Raw genomic sequence first — 23,918 nt, 5'->3', positions numbered from 1 at the left:
ACCGCAGAAATATTGACTTCCCGATGCTTTTCTGTGCAATCACACGAAGGGGGGAGCCGTTGTCTCAATAGGTATCCAACGGCCACATCTCGTCTCAATTGGCACCAGATTTGCGACGAGCGGTCGAGCGGACCTGCTACGTCTCAACTGGATGCCTGCCAATGGCCGCAACAGCGTCCGCCAGCTGCACTCTTCGTGCCCAAACGAACAATCTTTGGTACGTCAAATGGAGTACTCAATGTTATGTATCCGCTGGTCAGACGTGTGACATGGAATCGACAGTCTGTCGGTTTCGATCGACAGGACAACGGTATCCAAAAGTACTCGGTTGTCCGGAAGTCAAGAACCTTGTCTCACCTTGACGCGCTGTTTCGTTTGCGGTGAGCGGTGCAACCGTAACGGCGATCAGCCAATCGGGTATCTCGGGCTTTGACCGGGCCGTCTCGGTTGCTACGGTCCCGGTCAAAAGCTTCAGACGTTGCTTTCGTCTGTGTCTCGTTGTTCTACGGTTCTGACGGATCGGGCTCCAGATGAAAACAAGCACCGAGCATTCCCTGCTCTCCGCTTTCTGTTCGTTGCGCAATCGCGAGCCAGAGCGGCCGCTGTTCACGTTCGTCGACGAACGTGGGCGCGACGAGGAGACGATCACCGTCGCCGGGTTGGCGGACTCGGCGGAGATGATCGCCTCCTCGTTGCGCGCCTGGGGGTTCCTGCCCGGTGATCGCGCCGTGCTGGTCTACCCGCCAGGCCCCGACTTCGTGCGAGCGTTGCTGGGTTGCATGGCGGCCGGCGTCGTGCCGGTGCCGGTGTACCCGCCGAACCCCATGCGGCTCAAGCAGGATCTCGTCGGGTTCAACCGCATCGTGGAGAGCTGCAAGCCACAAGCGGTCCTGACCAACTCCACCTATGAACGCGCGCGGACGGTCGGCGCGGTCACGGGCCTGTTCGACAAGACCAAGCCCAGCTGGCCCCGGATCCGCTGGCACCGCACGGACAAGTGCCGACCGGCCGGCGGGGCGTTCGAGTGGCACGAGCCGGCGCACGCCGACGAACCGGCGCTGCTGCAGTACACCTCGGGCTCCACCGCGGCGCCCAAGGGCGTGATCATCACACACGGCAACCTGAGCGAGGAGGTCCGCTCCAACGCGCGCGACCTGGAGCTCGGTGACGGCACGCGCGGTGTCTTCTGGGTGCCGCAGTACCACGACCTCGGGCTGATCAGCTGCATCATCAGCACGATCGCGGGCAACTCGCACACCCACCTCCTGTCGCCGCTGACGTTCCTGCAGCGCCCGTCGGTCTGGTTCGACGTGATGTCGCGCGTCAAGGCGACCCACACAGCCGCGCCGAACTTCGCGTTCGAGCTCGCCGTCCGCAAGACGACACCGGCGCAGCGCGCCGCGTGGGACCTGAGCTCGCTGCGGGTCGTCATGTCCGCCGCGGAGCCGATCCGGCCCTCCACTGTGGACTCGTTCTACCGCGCGTTCGGGCCCAGCGGCCTGCAGCGCTACACCTTCTATCCCGCGTACGGCCTGGCCGAGGCCACGGTCAGCGTGACCATGGGCGGCAAGCGGGAGCTCACGCTCGACAAGCACGCGCTGCAGCGGGGTGAGGTCAAGATCGCACCCGGCGGCACCCGGTTCATGGGCTGCGGCCGGATGACCAAGCCCGGCGGCCGCGTCCGCATCGTCGACCCGGAGACGCTGCTGCCGTGCGAACCCGGCCGTGTCGGCGAGGTCTGGGTCCACGCCGCCACCACGGCGCTCGGCTACTACGGCCTGGAGGCCGAGACCCGGCGGGTGTTCCACGCCACCCTGCCCGGCGACGACGTCGAGTACCTGCGCACCGGCGACCTCGGCTTCCTGCACGAGGACGAGCTCTACATCACCGGACGGCACAAGGACGTCATCATCATCAACGGCCGCAACTTCTACCCCGAGGACATCGAGGACGCGGTCCGCGACAGCCACCCGGAGATCCGGCCCGGCGGCCTCGCCTCGTTCAGCGTCCCCGGCGAGGACAGCGAGAAGCTCGTCATCTTCGTGGAGTCGAAGGAGAAGAAGCCCTCCGACGAACATCGAGCCGACATCGCCGACGCCGTCCGGCAACGCCTCTTCGCCACCCATCAGCTCGTGGCCGAGGTCGTCGTCGGCCGGCAGGGACTGGTGCTCAAGACCACCAGCGGCAAGATCCGCCGCCGCGCGTGCCGCCAGGCCTACTTGGAAGGAACCGCCGGATGAAGACCATCTGCGTCATCGGAGCCGGCGTCAGCGGTCTGACCACCGCGCGCGAGCTGGAGAAGGCCGGCCACCGCGTCATCGTGCTCGAACAGGCCAAGACCATCGCGGGCAAGTGCGCGTCCATCGAGATCGACGGCCACGCCTACGACCTCGGCGGCCACGTCTGCACCACCAAGTACGAACGGCTCGCCGAGCTGGTCACCGAGCTCGGCATGGAGACCGAGGACACCACGCCGCACCGGGTGTTCGACGGCACCGAGTCACGGCCGCAGAGCTCGGCTTTCTTCACCCGCGAGGTGTTCCAGCGCTACACGAAGCTGCGCGCGGAGGAATTCCCGCGCATCGGCGACCCCGGTCTCGCCCACTCCGCCAAGGCGTTGAGCACGCCGATCGGTGAGTGGCTGCGCGAGCACCGGCTGGAGGAGATGGCCGAGTCGCTCGGCACCGGCTACACCGCCGCCGGGTACGGCTACCTCGACCGCGACATCCCGGCGTTGTACTTCGTGAAGTACGCCGAGATGACCGGCCTGCTGTCGTCGACGCGCGACCTGCTGGGCCACGCGGGCAGCTTCACCATCAAGGGCGGCTTCGGCTCGTTGTGGCAGCGCGTCGCCGCCGAGCTGGGGGACGTGCGCTGTGGCGTGCGTGTCGAGAGCATCGAACGGCACGAGGACGGCGTGCGCATCCGCGTCGACCACGAGGTCATCGAGGCCGACGCGCTCGTGCTCACCGTGCCGATCGACCAGGTGCTGCCCGCGCTCGACGCGTGCGACGAGGAACGCGACCTCGCCCGGCAGGTCCGCTACCTCGACTACTACACCACGATGTGCTCCGCGGAAGGCCTGCCGCACAACGCCTTCTCACTCGTGGAACGCAACACGGTGCACTCCGACCGCGCCGGGCACTGCGTGTCGTTCCACCACCGCTACGCCGACACCGACGTCTACGCGTGCTACTCCTACGGCGCCTCGGAACTGGACGGCGTCGACGGCCACGAGGGCCTCGACGTGTCCGAGGAGCTGCGGCGCGACCTCGCGGACATGGGCGGCGCCATGCGCACGCCGCACGCGCAGCGCGGCTGGCAGTTCATGCCGCACTTCACCACCGACCAGCTCGCGGACGGCGTGCTCGACCGCATCGAGCTGCTGCAGGGACAGCGGCACACGTACCACGTCGGCAGCCTGCAGGCGTTCGAGCTCGTCGAGTGCAACATGGCGTACGCGCACGACGTGGTGGACCGGTTCTTCCGCGAGGGCGTCGTGCCCAAGAGCGCGATCACCGCGGACACCATCCGCGCCTGGCTGCTGGAGCACATCGCGCTGGAGCTGCGGGTGTCCCCGCGGTCGATCAGCGCCGACACCCCGCTGAGCTCGCTGGGCCTGGAGTCGCTGTCGGTGGCGACCCTGCAGTCCGCGCTGTCGGACTGGCTCGGGTTCCGCGTGCCGCACACGTTGTTCCTCGAACTGCCGACCGTCGACGCGGTCGCCGCACACCTTGCCGCGCAACAGGTCTCGGTTGCCGAACCCGAGGTCGTCGAGCAGCGGCAGCCGAAGCTCGCGTTGTCGCTCACGCCGCAGCGGCCGTTCTTCTGCATCGGGGGCGCGGTCGGCGCGGCCTACTACCTGCTGCCGCTCGCGCGGGCGATGGGGCAGGGGCAGCCGTTCATCGGCCTGCAGGGCCCCGGTTTCGACGGCACCGAGGAGCCGATCGACGAGGTCGAGATCCTCGCGGCGCGGTACATCGACGAGATCAAGCTGATCCAGCCGTACGGCCCGTACGTCATCGGCGGCCACTCGTTCGGCGGCATCGTCGCCTACGAGGTGGGCCGGCAGCTGCGCGCCCGCGGTGAGCAGGTCTCCCGCGTGATCATGATCGACTCCTACCCGGCGGTGCCCGGCCAGCTCGACCCGCCGTGGGACGAGGCCGCGATCATCGACGAGCTGTGGACGATCCGGCAGTACGCGTTCCGCGACAAGGACGCCCCGCGGCGCCGCGTCGACCAGTCGTTGTCGCCCGCGGAACAACGGGAGCAGCTCGGCCGGTTCCTCGGCGCGTCCGGCAACCTGCCGGTCGAGGAACACATCGCCAACATCATGCGCGTCTACCAGGCGCAGGTGGAGGCGATCACGCGGTACGAGCCCGCACCGTCCGATCTGGACATCACGCTGATCAAGGCCGACGGCGGCTTCCCGCAGGTGCTCAAGGACGACCGGCACATCGAGCTGTTCCTCGACGACGCGGCCAACGGCTGGGAACGCGTCAAGACGGGCTCGCTCGAGGTCGTGCACGTCGCGGGCGACCACTTCAACGCGCTGGTGCCGCCGTGCCTGAAGTCGCTGGCGGACGCGGTGATGACGGCGATCGCGAAGATCCCGCCGCCCCCGCCGCCGCGTGCGTTGAACGTCGAGTCGTCCATCCACATCAACCCGATGAACCCGGACTTCCTCGCCGACCCGTACCCCTTCTACCACCTGCTGCGCGACCTCGCGCCGGTGTACCGGGACGAGGCGCTGGACGGCTGGGTGCTCACCCGGTACGCCGAGGTGACCGACGTGCTGCGGCGGCCGACCGTGGTGCGGCCGTCGACGGCGACGCTGCTGACGCGGTTGCCTCTTGAGGTCCTCGAGTCGATGAACCCGTTCATCCGGCGCCTGGACTCGTCGCTGCCGTTCAGCAACCGGCCGTCGCACACGCGGCTGCGCAAGCTGATGAACCGGTCGTTCACGCCACGGGCCATGCAGGAACGGTTCGGCGTCATCGAGCAGACCTGTGCGGAGCTGCTGGATTCCTTTGACGGCGGCGATTTCATGACATCGGTCGCCTACCCGTTCCCGTCGCGCGTCGTGATGGACCTGGTGGGCATCCCGCGTGCGGACCAGCCGCAGCTGATGAAGTGGGGCACCGACGTCATGAAGACGCTCGGTGAGGCGCAGTTCGGCGAGGACCCGATCGCGATCGCTCACCTGTCGAGCGCGGCCATGGATTCCCTCGTCGAGTACCTGCACGCGTTGATCGCGGACAAGCGTCGTTCTCCCGGGAACGACCTGCTGTCCGAGCAGCTGCGCGTGGCGGACGACGACGGTGACCTCTTCGGGGACCGCGGGCACTGGGAGTCCGACGAGGAGCTGATCGTCAACGTCATCGCGTTGATCAACGCGGGGCTGGAGACGACGGCCAACTACATCGGCAACGGGACTTTGGCGTTGCTGCGCAACCCTTCCCAGTACGCCCTGCTGCGAGTGGATCCCTCGATCGCCGTGACGGCGGCGGAGGAGCTGCTGCGGTACGACAGCCCGGCGCCGATCATCACGCCGCAGATGGCGACCGAGGACATCGAGGTCGCCGGCCGGGTGATCCGGGCGGGCGAGCTGATCTTCCCGGTGCTCGGTGCCGCGAACCGCGACCCGGCGCAGTACGAGGACCCGGACCGGCTGGACCTGCGGCGCTCGTCCGCGGTCACGCACCTGACGTTCGGCTCGGGCATCCACTTCTGCATCGGCGCCGCGCTGGGCCGCATGGAGGGGCAGATCCTGTTCCCCATGCTGGCGCGGAAGTTCCCGGAACTGCGACTGGCCGGGCCGGAGCCGGTGTTCCGGCCCGACCCGGCGCTGCGCGGCCTGGAGTCGTTGGTGCTGAGCGTCTAGATGAGGTGCAGGCCTTCGTTGGTGAAGCCGCTGGCGATGATGGCGTCGGCGTCCCACGGCATGTCGTGGAACCCGGCGCCGTTGTGCCAGGCCTTCACCTGACCGTCGGCGAGAGCGGTCGCGATGTCGGCCTTGCCGTCACCGTCGAGGTCGGCCAGGTGCAGGCTCTGGTTGGTGAAGCCGCTGGCGATGATCGCGTCGTTGTCCCAGGGGCTGTTGGCGAAGCCGGCGCCGTTGTGCCAGGCCTTGACCTGGCCGTCCGGGAGGACGGTGAGGATGTCGGCTTTGCGGTCGCCGTCGAGGTCGGCGAAGTGCAGTGACTCGTTGGTGAACCCGGTGCCGATGATGGCGTCGTTGTCCCAGGGGCTGTTGGCGAAGCCGGCGCCGTTGTGCCAGGCCTTGACCTGGCCGTCCGCGAGTACGGTGATGATCTCGGCTTTGCGGTCGCCGTCCAGGTCGGCGAAGTGGAGCGACTCGTTGGTGAAGCCACTGGCGATGATCGCGTCGGCGTCCCACGGCATGTCCTTGAACGTGCCGCCGTTGCGCCACGCTTTGACCTGGCCATCGGCGAGCACGGTGATGATCTCCTTGTCGCCGTCACCGTCGAGGTCGGCGAAGTGGAGGTTCTCGTTGGTGAAGCCGCTGGCGATCATCGCGTCGGCGTCCCACGGCATCGCGGCGAACCCGGCACCGTTGCGCCACGCCTTGACCTGACCGTCCGCGAGAACCACGGCGATGTCCGCCTTGCCGTCACCGCTGAGCGAAGAGCCCCCGGTGCCTCCGCCGCTGTTGAACCGGTAGAGGTTCCAGTTGCGCATCAGCGTGATGACCTTGTTCGCGTAGTCCGGGTCGGTCGCGTACTTCGACCCGATCTTGCGGGCGAACTCGTCGGGGTCGTTGGTGTACTCGAACGCCGGGGCGTAGACCGGGTTCGTGGAGAGCAGCCGGCCGTAGTCGCGGAACGAGTCCCGCATGCTGGCGTACACGCGGAAGTAGGCGGTCGTGGTGTGGCACTCGGGCGTGCATTCCTGCGTCGAGTACTGGTGGCAGCCGGTCGCGATCGGGCCGGGGTTGCCGGCGCTGGTGCACTTGAAGCCGAAGTAGTTGCGGTCGTTGACACTCAGCTTGCTGCGGCCCCAGTTGGACTCGAGGATCGACTGGGCGGCGGCGACGGACGCGGGGACCCGGTACTCGGCCTGCACGGCCTGGGCGTTCGGTCCGGCCTGGGCGATGAAGTCGTCCTGGTACCCGGCGATCGCCATCTCGCGGGTCTCCTGCTGGTTGATGTCGGTGGGCGCGGCGTGCGCGGTGCCGGTGACGGCGAGCGCGATGAACAGAGCTGCTGCTGCGGTCTTCATGATCAGTCCTTTCCGGATCGTCGCGCTCGGGTCAGATGAGGTGCAGGCCGTTGTTGGTGAAGCCGCTGGCGATGATGGCGTCGGCGTCCCACGGCATGTCGTGGAACCCGGCGCCGTTGTGCCAGGCCTTCACTTGACCGTCGGCGAGGGCGGTCGCGATGTCCGCCTTGCCGTCACCGTCCAGGTCCGCGAAGTGTGCACTCTCGTTGGTGAAGCCGCTCGCGATGATCGCGTCGTTGTCCCACGGGCTGTTGGCGAAGCCGGCGCCGTTGTGCCAGGCCTTGACCTGGCCGTCCGGGAGAACGGTGATGATCTCTGCCTTGCGGTCGCCGTCGAGGTCGGCGAGGTGCAGTGACTCGTTGGTGAAGCCGGTGCCGATGATGGCGTCGTTGTCCCAGGGGCTGTTGGCGAAGCCGGCGCCGTTGTGCCAGGCCTTGACCTGGCCGTCGGGGAGTACGGTGATGATCTCGGCTTTGCGGTCGCCGTCGAGGTCCGCGAAGTGGAGCGACTCGTTGGTGAACCCGGTGCCGATGATGGCGTCGGCGTCCCACGGCATGTCCTTGAACGTGCCGCCGTTGCGCCACGCTTTGACCTGGCCGTCCGCCAGGACCGTGATGATCTCTTTGTCGCCGTCACCGTCCAGGTCGGCGAAGTGGAGCGACTCGTTGGTGAAGCCACTGGCGATGATCGCGTCGGCGTCCCAGGGCATGTCTTTGAAACCGGCGCCGTTGCGCCAAGCCTTCACCTGGCCGTCTTGTAGTACGGCTGCGATGTCCGCCTTGCCGTCACCGCTTAGCGAGGACCCGCCGGTCGGCGGCGCCTGGTCGTCGACGATGTTGTTGTAGCGGATGGGGGTGTAGCTGTTGGTGGTGGCGGCGCTCCAGGTCCGCTCGACGGTGGGGGAGCCGTTCGGCCCGGCCTGCTCGCGGACTCGCGCCTGGGTGTGCGCGGCGTCCGCCCAGCCGATGAACAGCGCCACGTGCTCGCCCGGCCGGTTCAACGCGTCACCTGGTCGCAGGTCCCCTCGGGCGATAGTGTGTGAGACCTCGTGCATCGTGGAGGTCGTGTACGACTGCCGGAGCCCCCAGATCATCGAGACGTAGCCCGAGCAGTCCGTCCGGTAGTTGCCGTACTGGTTCTGGTGGCACGCGCTCTGGCTGTAGGGCACTCTCTCCTGGATCCAGGTGAGCGACTTGGTGAGCGCCGCGCCGCGCGAGGTCTGCTGGTTGCCGGCGTAGGTCCCGCAGTTGTACTGGATGGTCATGTCCTGTGCCTGCGCCATTCCCTGGGCGGTGGTGGCGGCGATGATGGCCAGGGTGGTGGCGGCGAGTGCGGTCTTGATGTTCACGGTGTCTCCCTCTTCCGTCGTGGACACCGAAAGATTCGCCCGCTCCTCTTCAAGGCGGCTGCAAGTCCGCTGCAAGGGGTTCTGGAGGTTTTCGCTGGGGTGAAAGGGTTTCCGTTCGCGTCACGCGGGTTTGTTCCGCGCGCCAGAAGGTTCACCCGATCGTGTTTGGTCAAAAACCCAGGTGAGCGGCTTGTTCGGTCGTGATCTTGTGGCATGCTCGAACGCATGAGCGAACACTTCTGCTTGCAGAGCAACTCGGCGACCTGGTCTCTGATCGACCAGTCGGCGGGCTTTTTCCTTATGTCAGGTGGAATCCGTGCCCGGCGGCCTAGGCCGGGGCAAGCCCGGCGAGCCGTTCCGCACGCCGGCGCGTGTCCCGGCTATGCCAAGTGGAATCCGTGCCTGGCAGCCAATGCCCGTGCCCCGGCCGCATCGCCCAGCCCGAGCCGGGCTCGCATCTCGTCGTACGGAGAGGCGGCTGCCACCGACAGTTCCAGTGACAGTGAGAAGGCGGGAGTGGCATCCAGGCCCAGGGCCGCCAGCACGGTCCCGTGCGCGTGATGCACCTGCGCTCCGCGCCCACACCACCGCGTGGTGTCCCCGGCTATGCCAGGTGGAATCCGTGCCTGGCAGCCAATGCCCGCGCCCCGGCCACGTCGCCCAGCCCGAGCCGGGCTCGCATCTCGTCGTACGGAGAGGCGGCTGCCACCGACAGTTCCAGTGACAGTGAGAAGGCGGGAGTGGCATCCAGGCCCAGCGCCGCCAGCACGGTCCCGTGCGCGTGATGCACCTGCGCCTCGATCCGCGTGGAGCCGCCCAGTGACGTGAGCATCTCGAGAGCCGACGTGACGGTGGTGCGCGCCTCCGCGAGACGCCCAGCCCGGCACAGCACCAGGGTCAGGTGCGCCAGAGTGCTGGCGTGCAGGTGGGACGCACCCCGTGAACCGCGCAAGGCCAAAGCGTTGTGCAGCAACGAGATCGCCTCGTCGAACTCGGCCGACTCGGCGAGGCACAAGGCGAGGAACGTGCGGCATGCCGCCTCGTGGTTCGCCAGGCCGTGGGCCGCGGCCAGGTCTGCGGCCGAGCGGAGCGTCGGGGCCGCGGCGGCGAAGTCGCCGGTCAGCACGGAGATGGTGCCCAGGCCGAACAGTCCGCTGACCTGGGCGGAAGGAGTCGAGTAGCCGAGTACCTCACGGAAGGAGGCCGCGGCGGCCGTGAGGTCACCACACTCCAGCTCCACCGTGCCGCGGACGCTGGGCAGCCAGGGATTCTCGACGTCGGGGAAGGAGAGACCGTTGAACAGTTCGTAGGCCGCGCGCAGGTCGCCGCGATTGCGGTAGGCGCTGGCGAGGCGGATCAGCATCGCGGCTTCGGCGGGGCGGTCGCCGGCGCGGCGGGCGGCGTCCAGGGCCGTGACGACGGCCTGGGTGTACTCGACCTCGTTGCCCTGCGCGCCAAGGAAACCGCCGACCGCGTCGACCAGTTGCCACGACAGGGCCACGGGTCCGTTGCGGGCGCAATGTGCGGCCGCCGCCAGCACGTTGGAGCGCTCCGCGGTGATCCACGCGAGGGCGGCGTCGACCGGAAGAGCAACGGCATCGGAGGTGATTTCAGGGAACAGAGCCGCGCTCGCGGACCGCGCGTTGTCCAGGTACCACTGGAACAGGCGGTGCGCGGCGGCGGGGGAGTGCGGGGCGCGCTCCAGGGCGTACTCGCGCAGGAGGTCGTGCAGGGCGAAGCGATCGCCGGTCTGTTGCACGAGGTTCGCCTGGACGAGCCGGTCCAGTGAAACCGGGGTGCCGGCCAATGCGGTGGCGCCGGCGGCGCTGAAGTCGGGACCGGGAACGGTGCCGAGCAGTCCGAACAGCTCGGCGTCGGCCGGGTCGAGTGCGGCGAACGACAGGTGGAAGGTGCGGCGCACCTCGGTGTCGCCGTCGACCGACAGGGCGGTCAGGCGGTCGGCGCGGAGTTCGTCTACATAGGACTCCACGTCCGGACGGTCGACCAGGTTGCCCAGGGCGATGCGCAGAGCCAGGGGGTAGTAGCCGCACCACTCGGCCAGCTCGGCGTTGCCGTGGACCACGGACGCGGCCTCGTCGGGGTGCAGCGTGCCTAGGCGGATGGCGGGGAACGAAGGGAGATCGGATCGACTCGTGATGAGAACGCCGCAGGTCGGCGTGCCGGGCAACAGCGGCCGTACCTGATCGGCCGAGCGGGCGTTGTCGAGCACCACCAGCAGCCGCGCGTCACGTACCAGGGCGCGGAACCGGCGGCCCAAGGCCTCCGGGTCGGTGGGCACCTGTTCGACGCCGAGCGCGCGCAGGAACCGGGACAGCACAACGGAAGGCGCTAGCGGTGGCTCGGGTGCGTAGCCGCGCAGGTCTACGTAGAGCTGGCCGTCGGGGTAGTGGGACGCGAGGGCGTGGCCGGCGGTGATGGCGAGTGCCGTCTTGCCGATGCCGGGCGGGCCGCTGATCACGACCGGTCCAATCGCACCAGATCCAGGCGCGTCTGACCCAATCGCACCCGACCCAGGCGCATCGGGCACAGTGGTCGCCGTGATGCGGTCCAGCTCGCGAGTGCGGCCCACGAACCCGCTGACCGGCGCGGGCAGCTGGAAGACGGGTGCGGGGCGCGGCGGCAGGTCCAGGCGGTAGCCGGTGAAGGTCGTCTGCACCAGCTCCGGGGAACCGAGGGCTCTGCGCAGGCGCAGCACGTAGGTCGCCACGTGCCTGGTGTCGAGCAGTGCGGCCAGTTCGGCCGTCGTCTTCTCGCCGTCGAGCAGTGCGTCGAGCAGGAGGCGCGACTTGCCGGTGACCGTCGGGTACGCGTTCATGCGAGCGCGAAACCGTGTCGGTCGGCCAGGGTGCGGGCGGAGTCCGCGTCGCCCAGTCCGATGTGGGCGCGCATCGCGTCGTACGGGGACTCGGCGGTCAGCGCGCGGTCGAGGGCGAGCGTGAACGCCGCGTGCGCCTCGTCGTGGGCGGCCATGGCGGTCAGCACTGCGCCGTGGGCGTGGTGCACGGTCGACTCCACGCGAGGGGTGTCGCCCATCGCGGCCACGAGGTCGAGCGCGCGTGTCACCGTGTCCCGTGCGGTCGCGATGTCCCCTGCCGCGCATTCCGCGACGGCGAGCTCGGCGAGGGCCTCGGCGTGGAACCTCGTCACCTCGAGGCTGGTCGCCGTGGCCACGGCGTCCCGCAGCACCGGGATCGCCTCGGCGGGTGGCAGGCAGCGGCCGAGTTCGAGCAGCACGGCGGTTCTCATGTTGTCCAGGCCGTGCGACTCGACGCGGCGCAGTGCCGCGCGCAGCTGAGCGACGGCGGTCGCGACGTCGCCGGTCAGCCGCGCCAGCGTGCCCTCGCCCAGCAGCGGACCGGCTTCGAGGAACGGCACGTCCGGCCATGCCGCGGCGACCTCGTGTCCGTGTTCGTTGGTAGCCCGCGCGGCCGCGAGGTCACCCAGCTCGAGTTCCAGCACGCAGCGGAACCCGAGCAGCCACGGGCTGCGCGCTGTGGCGCCGAGGTCGTCGGCCGCGCGGAAGAGCTCCAGCGCCCGGCGCAGCTCGCCTCGGTTGTGGTGGGCGCCGCCGAGCATGACGAGCATCGCGCCTTCCGCCTCGGTGTTCCCGGACGCGTGGGCGGCCCGCAGTGCGGCGTCGGCGGCCGCGAAGTACTCGGCGGTGTGGCCGTATGCGCCGAACAGGCCGCCGACTGTGTCGACCAGGTGCGGCGTCAGCTCGGCCGGGCCGTCGGCCGTGAACCGGTGGATGGCGGCGATGATGTTCTGCCGCTCGGCGGTGAGCCAGGCGAGTGCGGCGTCGGTGTCCGGCAGGTCGGGCACGGCGGCGGAGGGCGGGACCGGGCTGGTGCTCAGCTCGGGGTAAACGATCCTGGCCGCTGTCTGCGTGGCGGCCATGTACCAGCGGAGCAACCTCGCGCCGGCCGCCTCCGCGGAGGCCTTCTCGGCGGCGTAGTCGCGCAGCAGGTCGTGCAGGACGAACCGGTCGCCCGAACGGTGCACCAGGTTCGCCGACACGAGCCGGTCGAGCGACGCCGACGCGGCCGGGTGATCGACCTCAAGCAGTGCCATGGCGGCGTGAACGCTGAAGTCTCCCGGTACGACGCTCAACAGGCCGAACAACCTCGCCTCGTCCGGTCCGAGTGTCGCGTACGAGAGGTCGAACGCCCGCCGTACGCCCGCGTCTCCATCGACGGCGAGCGCGTCGAGCCGGTCGGTGCGGAGCTCGTCTACATAGGATTCCACGTCCGGGCGGCCGATCAGGTTGCCCAGTGCGATGCGCAGTGCCAAGGGGTAGTAGCCGCACCACTCGGCCAGCTCGGTGTCGCCGTGCACCAGGGATGCGGCCTCGTCCGGGTGCAGCGTGCCGAGCCGGACGCCGGTGAACGACGGCAGGTCCGCGCGGCTCGTGATCAGCACCCCGCACCGGCCGCCCGGCAGCAGCGGGCGCACCTGGTCGTCGGAGGCGGCGTTGTCCAGCACGACGAGCATTCGCGTGTCGCGGACCAACGCGCGAAACTCGCGTGCGAGCGCCTCCTCGGTCATCGGCATGCGGTCGGGGTGCACGCCGAGCGCGCGCAGGAACCGGGACAGCACAACGGAAGGCGCTAGCGGTGGTTCGGGGGAGTAGCCGCGCAGGTCGGCGTAGAGCTGGCCGTCGGGGTAGTCGGAAGCCAGCGCGTGCCCGGCGGTGATGGCGAGCGCGGTCTTGCCGATGCCGGGCGGGCCGCTGATCACGACCGGTCCAGTGGCCGACAGGATCCGGGAGAGTTCACCCAAGCGGCCCACGAAACTGCCGACCGGGGCGGGGAGCTGGAACACCGGCGTGGGCCGGGCCGGCAGCTCCAGCCGGTACCCGGTGAACGTCGTGTGCACCAGCTCCGGCGAACCGAGTGCCTTGCGCAGCCGCAGCACGTAGGTCGCGACGTGCCTGGTGCCGAGCAGGGAAGCGAGCTCCGCGGTGGACTTCTCGCCGTCCAGCAACGCTTCCAGCAGGACGCGGGACTTGCCCACGACCTGAGGGAAGTCAGAGCTGACCGACATCGGTGATCGTGACGGCCGCGGCGCCCAGCTCGTCGGACTCCGCGAGGTTGATCTCCGCGTTGATGCCCCAGTCGTGGTCGCCCGCGGGGTCGTCGAAGATCTGCCGCACCACCCAGCGATCGGGCTCCTCGTTGATGATCAGTAGGGCCGGACCGCGGGCGTTGGCGCCGATGCCGATGTCCGAGTGCTCCTCGAAGTACGGCTCCAGGGCGTCCATCCACTCCTTGGCCGTCCAGCCGGACTCGTGGTCCAGCTCGCCCAGCGAGTACCAGTCGCGGCGCGCGGCCAGCTCGACCCGGCGGAACAACGCGTTGCGCACCAGCACCCGGAAGGCCCGCACATTCCGCGTGACCGCGGGCGGCCCGTCGTCGACGCGGACCTCCGGCGAGGCATCGGTCGGGTTGGTCAGCTTCTCCCACTCGTCGATCAACGACGAGTCGACCTGACGCACCAGCTCGCCCAGCCACGAGATGAGGTCGTGCAGCTCCTCGGTCTTCGCCTCTTCGGGCACGGTCTGAGACATCGCCTTGTAGGCGTCCGCGAGGTAACGCAGCACGAGGCCCTCGGAGCGGGCCAGCCCGTAGAAAGAGACGTACTCGCTGAACGTCATCGCGCGCTCGTACATGTCGCGCACGACGGCCTTGGGCGACAGGTGATGGTCGGCGACCCACGGGTGACCGCGCCGGTAGGTCTCGAACGCCGCGAAGAGCAGCTCCTCCAACGGCTTCGGGTACGTCACGTCCTCGAGCAGCTCCATCCGCTGCTCGTACTCCAGGCCCTCGGCCTTCATCGCCCCAATGGCCTCGCCGCGCGCCTTGTGCTCCTGGGCGCCGAGGATCTGGCGCGGATCATCCAAAGTGGACTCGATCACCGAGAGCACGTCCAGCTCGTAGCCGGGCGCCGAGGAATCCAGCAGCGAGATGGCCGCGAGGGCGAACGGCGACAGCGGCTGGTTCAGCGCGAAGTTCGCCTGCAGGTCGACGGTGAGCCGGAAGTCGCCGTCCACGCGCTCGACCACGCCCGCGGCGGCCAGCGCGCGGTAGATCATGAACGCCCGGCGGATGTGCTTGAGCTGCTTGGGCCGGTCCTCGTGGTTGTCCTCCAGCAGGTGCCGCATGGCGGCGAACGCGTCGCCCTGACGGCCGATCACGTTCAGCAGCATCGCGTGCGAGACGGCGAACGACGACGTCAGCGGCTCCGGCTCGGCGGCGACCAGGCGCTCGAACGTCGCGTCACCCCAGGACACGAAGCCCTCCGGCGGCTTCTTGCGCACGACCTTGCGCCGCTTCTTCGGGTCGTCACCCGCCTTGGCGAGCGCCTTCTCGTTCTCGACCACGTGCTCGGGCGCCTGCACGACGACCGTGCCGACGGTGTCGTACCCGGCGCGGCCCGCCCGGCCGGCGATCTGGTGGAACTCGCGCGCCTTCAGGATCCGGGTGCGCACGCCGTCGTACTTCGACAACGCCGTGAAGACCACGGTCCGGATCGGGACGTTGATCCCCACACCCAGGGTGTCGGTGCCGCAGATGACCTTCAGCAGGCCCGCCTGCGCCAGCGTCTCCACCAGCCGCCGGTACTTGGGCAGCATGCCCGCGTGGTGCACGCCGATGCCGTGCCGGACGAGCCGCGACAGCGTCTTGCCGAACCCGGAGGTGAACCGGAAGTTCCCGATCATCGCCGCGATCGCGTCCTTCTCGGCCTTCGTGCAGACGTTCACGCTCATGAGCGACTGCGCGCGCTCCAGCGCGGACGCCTGGGTGAAGTGCACGACGTAGATCGGCGCCTCGCGGCCGTGCAGCAGGTCCTCGATCGTCTCGTGCAACGGCGTCAGCACGTACTGGAAGTTCAGCGGCACGGGCCGCTGCGCCGAGCGGACCACGGCGGTCGGGCGGCCGGTGCGGCGGGTCAGGTCCTTCTCGAAGAACGTGACGTCGCCGAGCGTCGCGGACATCAGCAGGAACTGCGCCTGCGGCAGCTCCACGATCGGCACCTGCCACGCCCAGCCGCGGTCCGGCTCGGAGTAGAAGTGGAACTCGTCCATGACGACCTGGCCGACGTCGGCCGAGGCGCCGTCGCGCAGCGCGATGTTCGCCAGGATCTCGGCGGTGCAGCAGATGATCGGCGCGCCGTCGTTGACCGACGCGTCGCCGGTCATCATGCCGACGTTCTCGGGACCGAACACCTCACAAAGTGCGAAGAACTTCTCCGAGACCAGCGCCTTGATCGGCGCGGTGTAGAAGGTGCGCTGGTTGCCGGCCATCGCGGCGAAGTGGGCGCCCATGGCCACGAGGCTCTTGCCGGAGCCGGTGGGTGTGCTGAGGATGACGTTCGACCCGGAGACGAGCTCGATCAACGCCTCCTGCTGCGCCGGGTACAGCTCCAGGCCGCGTTCACCCGCCCAGGCGGAGAAGGCGTCGTAGAGTTCGTCTTCGTCGGCAATGGTCAGCAGCCGGTCGGTGAGTTTCGTCATCGCCGCTGAATCATATGTGGTAGGCGTACTCGGTGAACTCCCAGTCGGTGACGAACCGCTGGAAGCGAGCGACCTCCTCCCATTTGAAGTCCACATAGGACCGCACGAAGTCCTTGCCGAGCACGTCGACGAGCGCCGTGTCCTCCTCCAGATAGGCCAGGGCGTCCGGCAGCGTGGCGGGCAGCGTCGGCGCCTTCGCCGGGTCGTAGCCGTAGCCCGCGGACGGGCGCGGCGGGTCGATCCGATCCCGCATGCCCAGGTGCACGGCCGCCACGAGGCCGGCGATCGCGAGGTACGGGTTCGCCGAGGCGTCCCCGAGCCGCAGCTCCAGCCGGGTCGTCTCGCCGCGCTCGGCGGGCACGCGGACCATCGCGCTGCGGTTGTCCAGCCCCCAGTCGATCAGCCACGGCGCCAGCGAGTCCGGCCCGAACCGTTTGTAGGAGTTGACCGTCGGGTTGAGCAGCGCCGCCAGCGCCGGGGCGTGCGAGAGGATCCCGCCGATCGCCCAGCGAGCCTGGTCGGACAGCCCGTAGGTGGTGTCGGGGGACTGGAAGGCGTTGCGCCCGTCCGCCTCGTGCAGCGACAGGTGCAGGTGGAACCCGGAGCCGCCGCCCTCGTTGAACGGCTTCGCCATGAACGTCGCCAGCCGGCCCTCGCGCCGCGCCAGTTCCTTGACCGAGGTCTTGAACCGGAACGCCCGGTCGGCCGCGTCCATGGCCCGCGAGTGCATCAGGTTGATCTCGAACTGGCCGCCGCAGTACTCGTGGTTGCCGCCGGTCGCCTGCAGCCCCGCCGAGCTGAGCGTGCGCAACGTCTGCAGGAGGTGCCCGTCGCCATCGCCCCGCCGCCCGGTCGCGTAGACACTCCCGGGCTCGTCGCTATACGGACGCCACCCATTCGGGCGATCTTCGTCCGGCACGCACAGGTAGTACTCCAGCTCCGGACCGACGACAGGGGTCAGTCCGGTGGAGTCGAAGATCTCGAGGACTCGGCGCAGCACCTGCCGCGGCGCCTCGTCCACGGGTCTCTCGTCGGCCGGGCTGACGGCGTCGCCGATACACCAGGCGACCCCCGGTTCCCAAGGAATGGGAAGCATGGTGGTCAGATCGGGTACAACGATGATGTCCGGCAGGCCCGCGTCGAGAACACCACCGGTCTGCGTGGTCTTACCCGTGGCGGTCGCGTTGTAGACGGCGCGGCAGAACGACAGCCCCCGCTGGGTGACCGTCTCCAGGTGCTCAACGAGCACGTCACGGCCCCGATCGGTGCCGAGCAGGTCGGGGAAGACCACCCGCACCACGTCTATCCCGTCCTCGCCGAGCTTCGCCGCGAGTTCTCGTGTCACGTGTTCACCGACCACGCCGAACTACCTTTCCGGCAACGTGTCTTGCAGGCTCGGAGGGGATAACGTAAGGAGACAAACGCTATCTACCCGGCCGTGGAGCTAAAGACCATGATCGGTCTCAGTGGGCACTCCACACTCATCGTCCAGCATCGGGCAACCCTCCGTAACTGGACGGGTGACCACCGTCACGAGATCATGTGCAGTGTTCGATCGTGATCAAACTGCGAGGAGACTCGCAACATCTCCAAGACATAGTTTGTTAGCGCAAGTATTGTGCCGGGAACTACCACGTCCGAGCACGGGAGAACGTCAGTTGTCTGGTCACCACACGATCGCCGAGACCGAGAAGGCCGTACAGGCGAAGCTCGGCGCGGTTCCGCTGCATCGTGAGCAGATGGCGGCTGTGTCGAACATCCACCGGGCGGCGACCGCCATCCGTCAGCACCTCGAGAACTCCGTGCTGCGCAGCAGCGACCTGACCTGGACCGGCTTCGTCGTGCTCTGGGTCGTGTGGATCTGGGGCGAGATGGAGACCAGGTACGTCGCGGAGGAGGCGGGTATCTCCAAGGGCACGCTGACGGGCGTCGCGAAGACGCTGCAGTCACGTGGCCTGCTGGAACGCCTCGGCCACCCGACGGACGGCCGGCTCGCGGTCCTGCGCCTCACGCCCGAGGGCGAGGAGTTGATGGGAGAGCTCTTCCCGCGGTTCAACGAGGAAGAGGTCTTCGTCTCCGACCCGCTCGAGCGCGAGGAGGCGCAGTCGCTCGCCGACATGCTCCGCCGCATGGTCACGCACCTGGAGGCCAACGGCGAGCAGCGCCGGCTCGACCTGCGCGGCGACACCCCGCTGCCGCCGCGCCGATCGGGACGCCGCGCGAAGACGAGCTAGCTGTGCTGATGGCGCTCGCCCGCTCGCGCGGCGAAGTCGCCGGATGCCGCCGTCTTCCCTCGTGATTTCGTGCGCGCCCGGCGCTAGGGCGCCGATCGCACACGAAATGACTCAGTCCAGACGCCGGCGCGACTTCGCGTAGGACTCTGCGACTGCGGCGAACGCCGCCTTGGGGGTCCACGTGCGGTCCTCGCGCGCCTCGACGACGCCATAGCTGGCGAGATCGAGCGGTCCGGTGAGTGGAAAGTTCGCGAAGGTGAACACGAACGCCGCGTCCACGCCGGTGTCCTCGTAGATCCCGATGAGCTCGCGCAGCTGCTCGGCCTGCTCCTGCTCGTCGCGTTCGTACTGGCCTTTGAGCCGGGCGGGGCGGTAGCCGTCGTACTCGACGATCATCGCCGCCCGCGCCCCCATGGCCCCGGCGCCCTTGAACGTGGCGCACCCGAACTCGGTGATCGCGACCGGCTTGCCCTGCGCGACCAGCTTCCGGATCGCCTCCGGGTAGATATCGGCGACCTCCGCGGTGCGGTGCGCGTCCACGCCGACGATGTCGAACGGCGTCCAGTCGACCCCTTCGAACGGGATCGACGCGTAGGTGACCTTTCCGTCGAACACCTCGCGCACGGCCGCGACCGCCCGCCCCAGGAACGCGTTGATCTTCGTCGGCAGCTTCGGCAGCTCGGCACGATGAGCCGATAGCCCCTCGATCCGCTCGTGGATGGTGTCGCCCGGCAGGAACCCGCTGGTCAGCAGGCACAGCTCGGCGCCCAGCACCATCACCACCTCGGTGCGCGCCCGTAATGGCTCGGCCCGCGCCGCGAGGTCCACGAGCAACGAGTGCAGCTCCGACTGGGTGAAGTCCGAGGTCCACGGGCAGAGCCACACCTCCAGCCCCAGGTCCGCGGCCAGCGACGCCGCGGTCATCAGACGGTCGGGGGAGGACCCGATCAGTCGGACGGCGTTGCAGTGCAGGTCGTCGCGGATGACGCGCAGCTCGCGCGCCACCACCTCGGGATCCCACGGCTCGTGGGTGCTGAAGCCGTGGTCGAAGAAGCCTGTGTCGTAGCTGATGCCTCTCGCTCTCATGAAAATAAGGTACACCAAGTACCTTATGTAGGATCAAGCCATGAGGCGGCGAGGAGCGGTGCTGGAGGACGCGATCCTGCGCGCGGCCGCCGACGAGCTGGCCGAGTCCGGGTATCCGGGGCTGACCATGGACCGCGTCGCGAAGCGGGCGGGCACCAACAAGAACGCGATCTACCGCCGATGGCCGAACCGGGCGGCGCTCGGCATCGCCGCGTACCGGCAGCTCATGCAGGACCGCACCGTCATCCCGGACACCGGCGACCTGCGCACCGACGTGCTGGAGACGCTGCGCAACGCCAACCGGCACCTGTCCTCGCCGAACGGCGACATCCTGCGCGGGCTGCTCGCGAGCCTGCACACCGAACCCGAGCTGCTCACCGAGCTGCACGAACGCATGGCCGACGGAGGCTCCGAGCTGTGGCTGACCATCCTGCGGCGCGCCGTCGAGCGCGGCCAGGCGCGGCCGGAGGCGTTGAACCCGCGCGTCGCGACCGTGGCGGTCGTGCTGCTGCGCAACGAGTACGTGACGCGCGGGGTGACCGAGGTCGCCGACGAGGTGATCGTCGAGATCGTCGACGACGTCTACCTGCCCCTGGTCAGCTCCAGCACGCGCTGATGCAGGGTGTCGAGGAAGTCCTCGGACTCGGGCTTCATCAGCACGCTGCGCAGCACGCGTGCGCCGTCCGCGTCCGCGACCACCGACGGGTGGCGCGACTCGAACGCCGCGGCCGAGGCCCGCGCGACGCTGAGGAACACCGGGTCGGCCGCGGTCATGCCGTCGTGCATGATCCGGTTCGACGCCTCGTCGATCGCGGACAGCGCGAGCGGCGACGTGCGCGGGAAGTACGAGACGATGTCGAGCTCGGGCTCCTGGTAGAGCTCCAGATCGTCCGACGCCGAGATCATCGACGCCCACCGGACGGCTGCGCGCCGGCCCGCGGCCAGCACCTCGCCGAGCCCTTCGCGGGTCGGCGGCAGCATCTGGAACGTCAGCCACAGCCCGGCCGCCGCCGCGCCCGCCCGTGAGCACTCCAGGCTGATCTCGCCGAGGTGCAGCTCGTCGGACGTGAAGTACGTGTACGGCGAGTCGTGCAGGTAGTACCGGCCGACGGACGGGTCGCGGAACAGCACCGCGCCGCACCCGTAGGGCTGCAGCCCGTGCTTGTGCGGGTCGACGACGATCGAGTCGGCCTCAGCGATCGCGCGCCACGGTTCGGGATCGAGCTCGGTACCGGCCAGCAGCGTGAAGAACCCGCCGTACGCGCCATCGATGTGGATCCGCACGCCGTAGCGTTCCCGCAGCTGGAGCGCCTCGTGCACGGGTTCGATGGCGCCCAGCGCGGTGGTGCCGGGGGTGAGCACGACCGTGCCGACCTCGCCGGTCCTCAGCAGGTCCTCCAGCGCGTCGAGGTCCATCCGCCCACGGCCGTCGGCGGGCACGCTGTAGCCGCGCATGCCGAGCACGCCGCACATGCGCGAATGTGTGTAGTGCGCCTCCGCGCTGTACGCCACGCCGCGGCCGGGGTGCAGCTCGCGGGCGACGAACAATGCCTCCAGGTTCGCGATGGTGCCGCTCGACGTGAGGTGCCCGAGGTGCTCGGCGGGATAGCCGAACATGGCGGCGAGCTGGGCGACGACCTCGCGTTCCATCTTCGCGGTCGCCGGGCCCCCGTCGAGGGCGTGGTTGTTCGGGTTGATCAGCATCGCGGACAGGTAGCCCACGATCGCCACGGGGTGCGGCGGCTTGAGCATCTGGCCCGCGTAGCGCGGGTGGAAGAACGGATAGTTGTCGCGCAACCGGTCCTGCAGCCGCTCCAGGGCGGTCCCGAGCGACGCGTCGTCCACCCGCATGGACGAGTGAGGGGTGAAGGCACCGAACTCCGCGGCCCACTTCTCGTGGGCGGTCAAAGCCTTGTCGATCCAGTACCGGAGATCCACAGCAGCCTCACTCGTCCATACGGGGAAACCGTTCAAAACTGAACGATAGCTGCGAACGTGGGTGCCGTTAAGGGCACCCTCGCGACATGAGACGCCGTGAGGGTGCCCTTGACGGCGGTTACGGGAGGCCCCAGCGCGGGGCGGAGCCGTTGGCGGGGACATCCCGCGGGCAGAGGTCGGGGCGGGTGCCGCGGCGGCTGACGATCGCGGTCTGGCCCTTGCGCAGGCGGATCGCGGTGCCGTTGGCCTGCTGCTTGTGTTCGAGCCGGCGGCCGAACTGGTCGCGCACGTCGATGTCGCCGACGATGCCGTGCCGCAGCACCAGCGGCTCGCCGGCCTCGCTGTGCACGCGGACCCAGTCCGTCGCCCCGTTCGACCGCGACGCGTCGACCAGGAACGCGCCCTGCGTGCGCAGTGACGCGATGGAGGCGTCCCGCCACGTCGAGGACACCGACGGGAACACGCGCACGACCCCGCTGTGTGACTGGACCAGCATCTCCAGCACGGCCTGCGCGGACACCAGCGGGCTCTCGATCGCGAGGTTGCCGCCCTCCCGGTAGAAGGTGTTCTCGGTGAGCACCGCGTTCGCGCCGACCGGCTTGCGGTCGAGGAAGTACCGCAGGAACGACAGGGCGTCCTCGGGCCGGTTCATGTTGGACGCCATGGACGACGCGGCGCCGTAGCTGTAGCCCGCCCAGAGGTTGGTGCGGCTCGTCCAGTGGTTGAACGTCTTCGTGATCAGGTCGCGGTGTTCCGGCGAGTCCCACGTCAGCTCGTGCAGCGGGTAGAACCACAGCATGTGCGAGAAGTGCCGGTGCGAGTCGTTCAACGGCACGTTCGCGCCGATCAGCACCCCGTTGTCGCCCCGGTGGTACGGCACGAGCCGGGTGAGGATGTCGCGCCACCGCGGGTTCTCGCCGCCCAGTTCGAGCAACGTCCTGACGCCCCAGCGGATCAGCGACAGGTCGTAGGTCGTGTCGGTGGCGTTGGCGTACTCCGGCGAGCGCGTCTCGGGCAGGTGCAGCTTGCCGTCGGTGCCCTCGACGAGGAACCGGGCGTAGTAGTTGACGGCCTTGGTGAGGATCGGCAGCAGCACCTCGTCGCGCACCCGGCGGTCCATGGTGTGCCGGTAGCCGAGCCACACGTTGTGCATGGCCCACAACAGGTTGCCGGTGTGGTCGTTGGGCGCGACACCGGGCACGCCGCAGTAGCGGGGACCGGGGCGCAGCGTGCGGTCGCCGGGGTGGCAGATCGCGTAGGAGTTGCCGTCGCGGAACTCCGGCCGGATGTTGGACTCGAGGTTCGACTCGTACTTGCGCAGCGTCGCGGTGACGGCGTCGAGCTCGTGGTGGTTGGAGCCGTTGACGATCGGATACGAGACCTGGACGTTGAGGTTCCACCACACGGCGGTCCAGCTCGCGCCCTGCTCCGGGAACCACGGGCCCCACTCGGAGATCACCGGTCCGCCGGCACGGGTCGCGGACGCCATCTTGTACAGCTGGATCCAGTAGTAGCGCTGCACCAGCTTGTCCGGAACGGACACCAGGCTGCGCTCGTAGTAGTTGTGCCACCAGCGGCGGTGTTGTGCGGTCAGCACCGGGTGCGGGATCGCCAGCGCCTGGCGCACCTCGCGGATCGCGTCGGAGGTGTGCGTGTCCTGCGGGTGGCTGTAGCCGACGTGTGCGGCGAACCTGCCGTTGTCGTCCGCGCGCCACGCCGTGGTGTAGCCGCCGCCCGCGTGCAACGGCTGCGCGGCGTAGGAGACGCCGTTGGCGGTGCCGAGCGTGGCCGGCGGGTTCGCGGTGTACTCCGGCGGCTTGCGGATCGTGCGGGTGGTCGCGCTCTCCAGTGGCTGGAAGCCCCACTTCGCCTGGTCGGAACCCTGCTGCCGGGCGATCAGCGTGCTGCGGTCGTTGTGCACCAGCAGGGCGAACTCGGAGCTGCCCTGCGCCGTGGTCACGGTCCCGCGCAGTTCGGCGTTCCACAGGTCGAGCGTCCAGTTCACGGCGGTGATCGCGCCCGCGTAGGTCATGGTCAGGTAGCCGATCGGCAGGCGGGACAGGCCGATCGCGGCCTCCCACTGCACGCGCTGGTCCTGCACCTCGGAGTGGCTGAGCATCAGCTTGAGCTCGTTGGCGGTGCGGCCCGCGTAGATCTGCACGCCGAGGAAGCCGTTCGCGAGGAACGGGCTGTCGCCCCAGTTCTTCGGCAGTGTGCGCCATTCCATCCTGGCGTCTTCGACGACGCTCTGGTGCACGCGATGACCCGATGTCTGCGGTTCGGCGAACGCGGGCGTGCTCGGTAGCGCAGATACGGCCGCCGCGGCGCCAGTCCCGTACAGGAAGGTCCTTCTGGACAACTCTGTCATGCGTGTCCCTCCGTGTGGTACGGCGGCGGGTCGGATCATAGCCAACATTCATCCGATGACTAGGTGCGTTGGTGAACCGAAAAGCGGGTTTCGCACGTACGTCCGCGGTGAAGCCAGTGACTCGTTGTTGCATAAAGCTGGCCATAACGTGGAGGTGGCAACTAGCGT

13 protein-coding genes are annotated in these 23,918 nt (G+C 68.9%); 4 read left to right on the top strand and 9 right to left on the bottom strand.

The window, feature by feature from the left end; translation table 11 throughout:
- Nucleotides 1-530 precede the first annotated feature (530 nt).
- Together QSK35_RS04920 and QSK35_RS04915 are read left to right on the top strand one after the other, a co-directional pair.
- On the top strand, nt 531-2,240 hold the full coding sequence (locus tag QSK35_RS04920) for a fatty acyl-AMP ligase (protein WP_285742736.1): 1,710 nt from the start codon (nt 531-533) through the stop codon (nt 2,238-2,240).
- Nucleotides 2,237-5,884 (top strand): cytochrome P450, encoded by a 3,648-nt coding sequence (locus tag QSK35_RS04915; protein WP_285742735.1) that lies wholly within the window; start codon nt 2,237-2,239, stop codon nt 5,882-5,884. The genes QSK35_RS04920 and QSK35_RS04915 overlap by 4 nt, the downstream gene beginning before the upstream one ends.
- Here the strand turns inward: QSK35_RS04915 and QSK35_RS04910 are convergent.
- From QSK35_RS04910 to QSK35_RS04885, 6 genes are all read right to left on the bottom strand, one after another.
- Nucleotides 5,881-7,242 (bottom strand): glucosaminidase domain-containing protein, encoded by a 1,362-nt coding sequence (locus QSK35_RS04910; protein ID WP_285742733.1) that lies wholly within the window; start codon nt 7,240-7,242, stop codon nt 5,881-5,883. The genes QSK35_RS04915 and QSK35_RS04910 overlap by 4 nt on opposite strands.
- A 31-nt stretch (nt 7,243-7,273) precedes the next feature.
- On the bottom strand, nt 7,274-8,590 hold the full coding sequence (locus QSK35_RS04905; protein ID WP_285742731.1) for a C40 family peptidase: 1,317 nt from the start codon (nt 8,588-8,590) through the stop codon (nt 7,274-7,276).
- 604 nt (nt 8,591-9,194) lie between these two features.
- On the bottom strand, nt 9,195-11,426 hold the full coding sequence (locus QSK35_RS04900; RefSeq protein WP_285742729.1) for a hypothetical protein: 2,232 nt from the start codon (nt 11,424-11,426) through the stop codon (nt 9,195-9,197).
- On the bottom strand, nt 11,423-13,654 hold the full coding sequence (locus QSK35_RS04895) for a hypothetical protein (RefSeq protein ID WP_285742727.1): 2,232 nt from the start codon (nt 13,652-13,654) through the stop codon (nt 11,423-11,425). Before QSK35_RS04895 ends, QSK35_RS04900 begins: the two co-directional genes overlap by 4 nt.
- Nucleotides 13,638-16,124: a DEAD/DEAH box helicase gene (locus QSK35_RS04890; RefSeq protein WP_285742725.1), complete on the bottom strand. Its 2,487-nt coding sequence runs from the start codon at nt 16,122-16,124 to the stop codon at nt 13,638-13,640. The genes QSK35_RS04895 and QSK35_RS04890 overlap by 17 nt, the downstream gene beginning before the upstream one ends.
- Nucleotides 16,125-16,134: 10 nt before the next feature.
- Complete coding sequence (locus QSK35_RS04885) at nt 16,135-17,469, bottom strand: glutamine synthetase family protein (protein WP_285742723.1); 1,335 nt, start codon at nt 17,467-17,469, stop codon at nt 16,135-16,137.
- Nucleotides 17,470-17,782: 313 nt separating this feature from the next.
- Here QSK35_RS04885 and QSK35_RS04880 point away from each other — a divergent pair, with 313 nt between their 5' ends.
- Nucleotides 17,783-18,358 carry a MarR family winged helix-turn-helix transcriptional regulator gene (locus tag QSK35_RS04880; protein WP_285742722.1) on the top strand — a complete coding sequence of 192 codons (576 nt, stop codon included), beginning with the start codon at nt 17,783-17,785 and terminating at the stop codon, nt 18,356-18,358.
- Between the two features lie 111 nt (nt 18,359-18,469).
- Here the strand turns inward: QSK35_RS04880 and QSK35_RS04875 are convergent, their stop codons facing one another.
- Nucleotides 18,470-19,444 carry a glycoside hydrolase family 113 protein gene (locus QSK35_RS04875; RefSeq protein ID WP_285742721.1) on the bottom strand — a complete coding sequence of 325 codons (975 nt, stop codon included), beginning with the start codon at nt 19,442-19,444 and terminating at the stop codon, nt 18,470-18,472.
- Between the two features lie 40 nt (nt 19,445-19,484).
- On the opposite strand from QSK35_RS04875, the gene QSK35_RS04870 reads away from it, so the two are divergent.
- Nucleotides 19,485-20,060, top strand: coding sequence for a TetR/AcrR family transcriptional regulator (locus QSK35_RS04870; protein WP_285742720.1), 576 nt, complete (start codon nt 19,485-19,487; stop codon nt 20,058-20,060).
- Here the strand turns inward: QSK35_RS04870 and QSK35_RS04865 are convergent.
- Nucleotides 20,027-21,382, bottom strand: coding sequence for a pyridoxal phosphate-dependent decarboxylase family protein (locus QSK35_RS04865; RefSeq protein ID WP_285742718.1), 1,356 nt, complete (start codon nt 21,380-21,382; stop codon nt 20,027-20,029). The two genes, QSK35_RS04870 and QSK35_RS04865, sit on opposite strands and share 34 nt — an antisense overlap.
- Nucleotides 21,383-21,500: 118 nt before the next feature.
- On the bottom strand, nt 21,501-23,750 hold the full coding sequence (locus QSK35_RS04860) for a twin-arginine translocation signal domain-containing protein (RefSeq protein ID WP_285742716.1): 2,250 nt from the start codon (nt 23,748-23,750) through the stop codon (nt 21,501-21,503).
- Between the last annotated feature and the right edge of the window lie 168 nt (nt 23,751-23,918).

The sequence above is a fragment of the Lentzea sp. NBRC 105346 genome (assembly GCF_030269605.1).
Lineage (GTDB): Bacteria > Actinomycetota > Actinomycetes > Mycobacteriales > Pseudonocardiaceae > Lentzea.
This window is presented reverse-complemented; position numbering and strand designations above follow the sequence as displayed.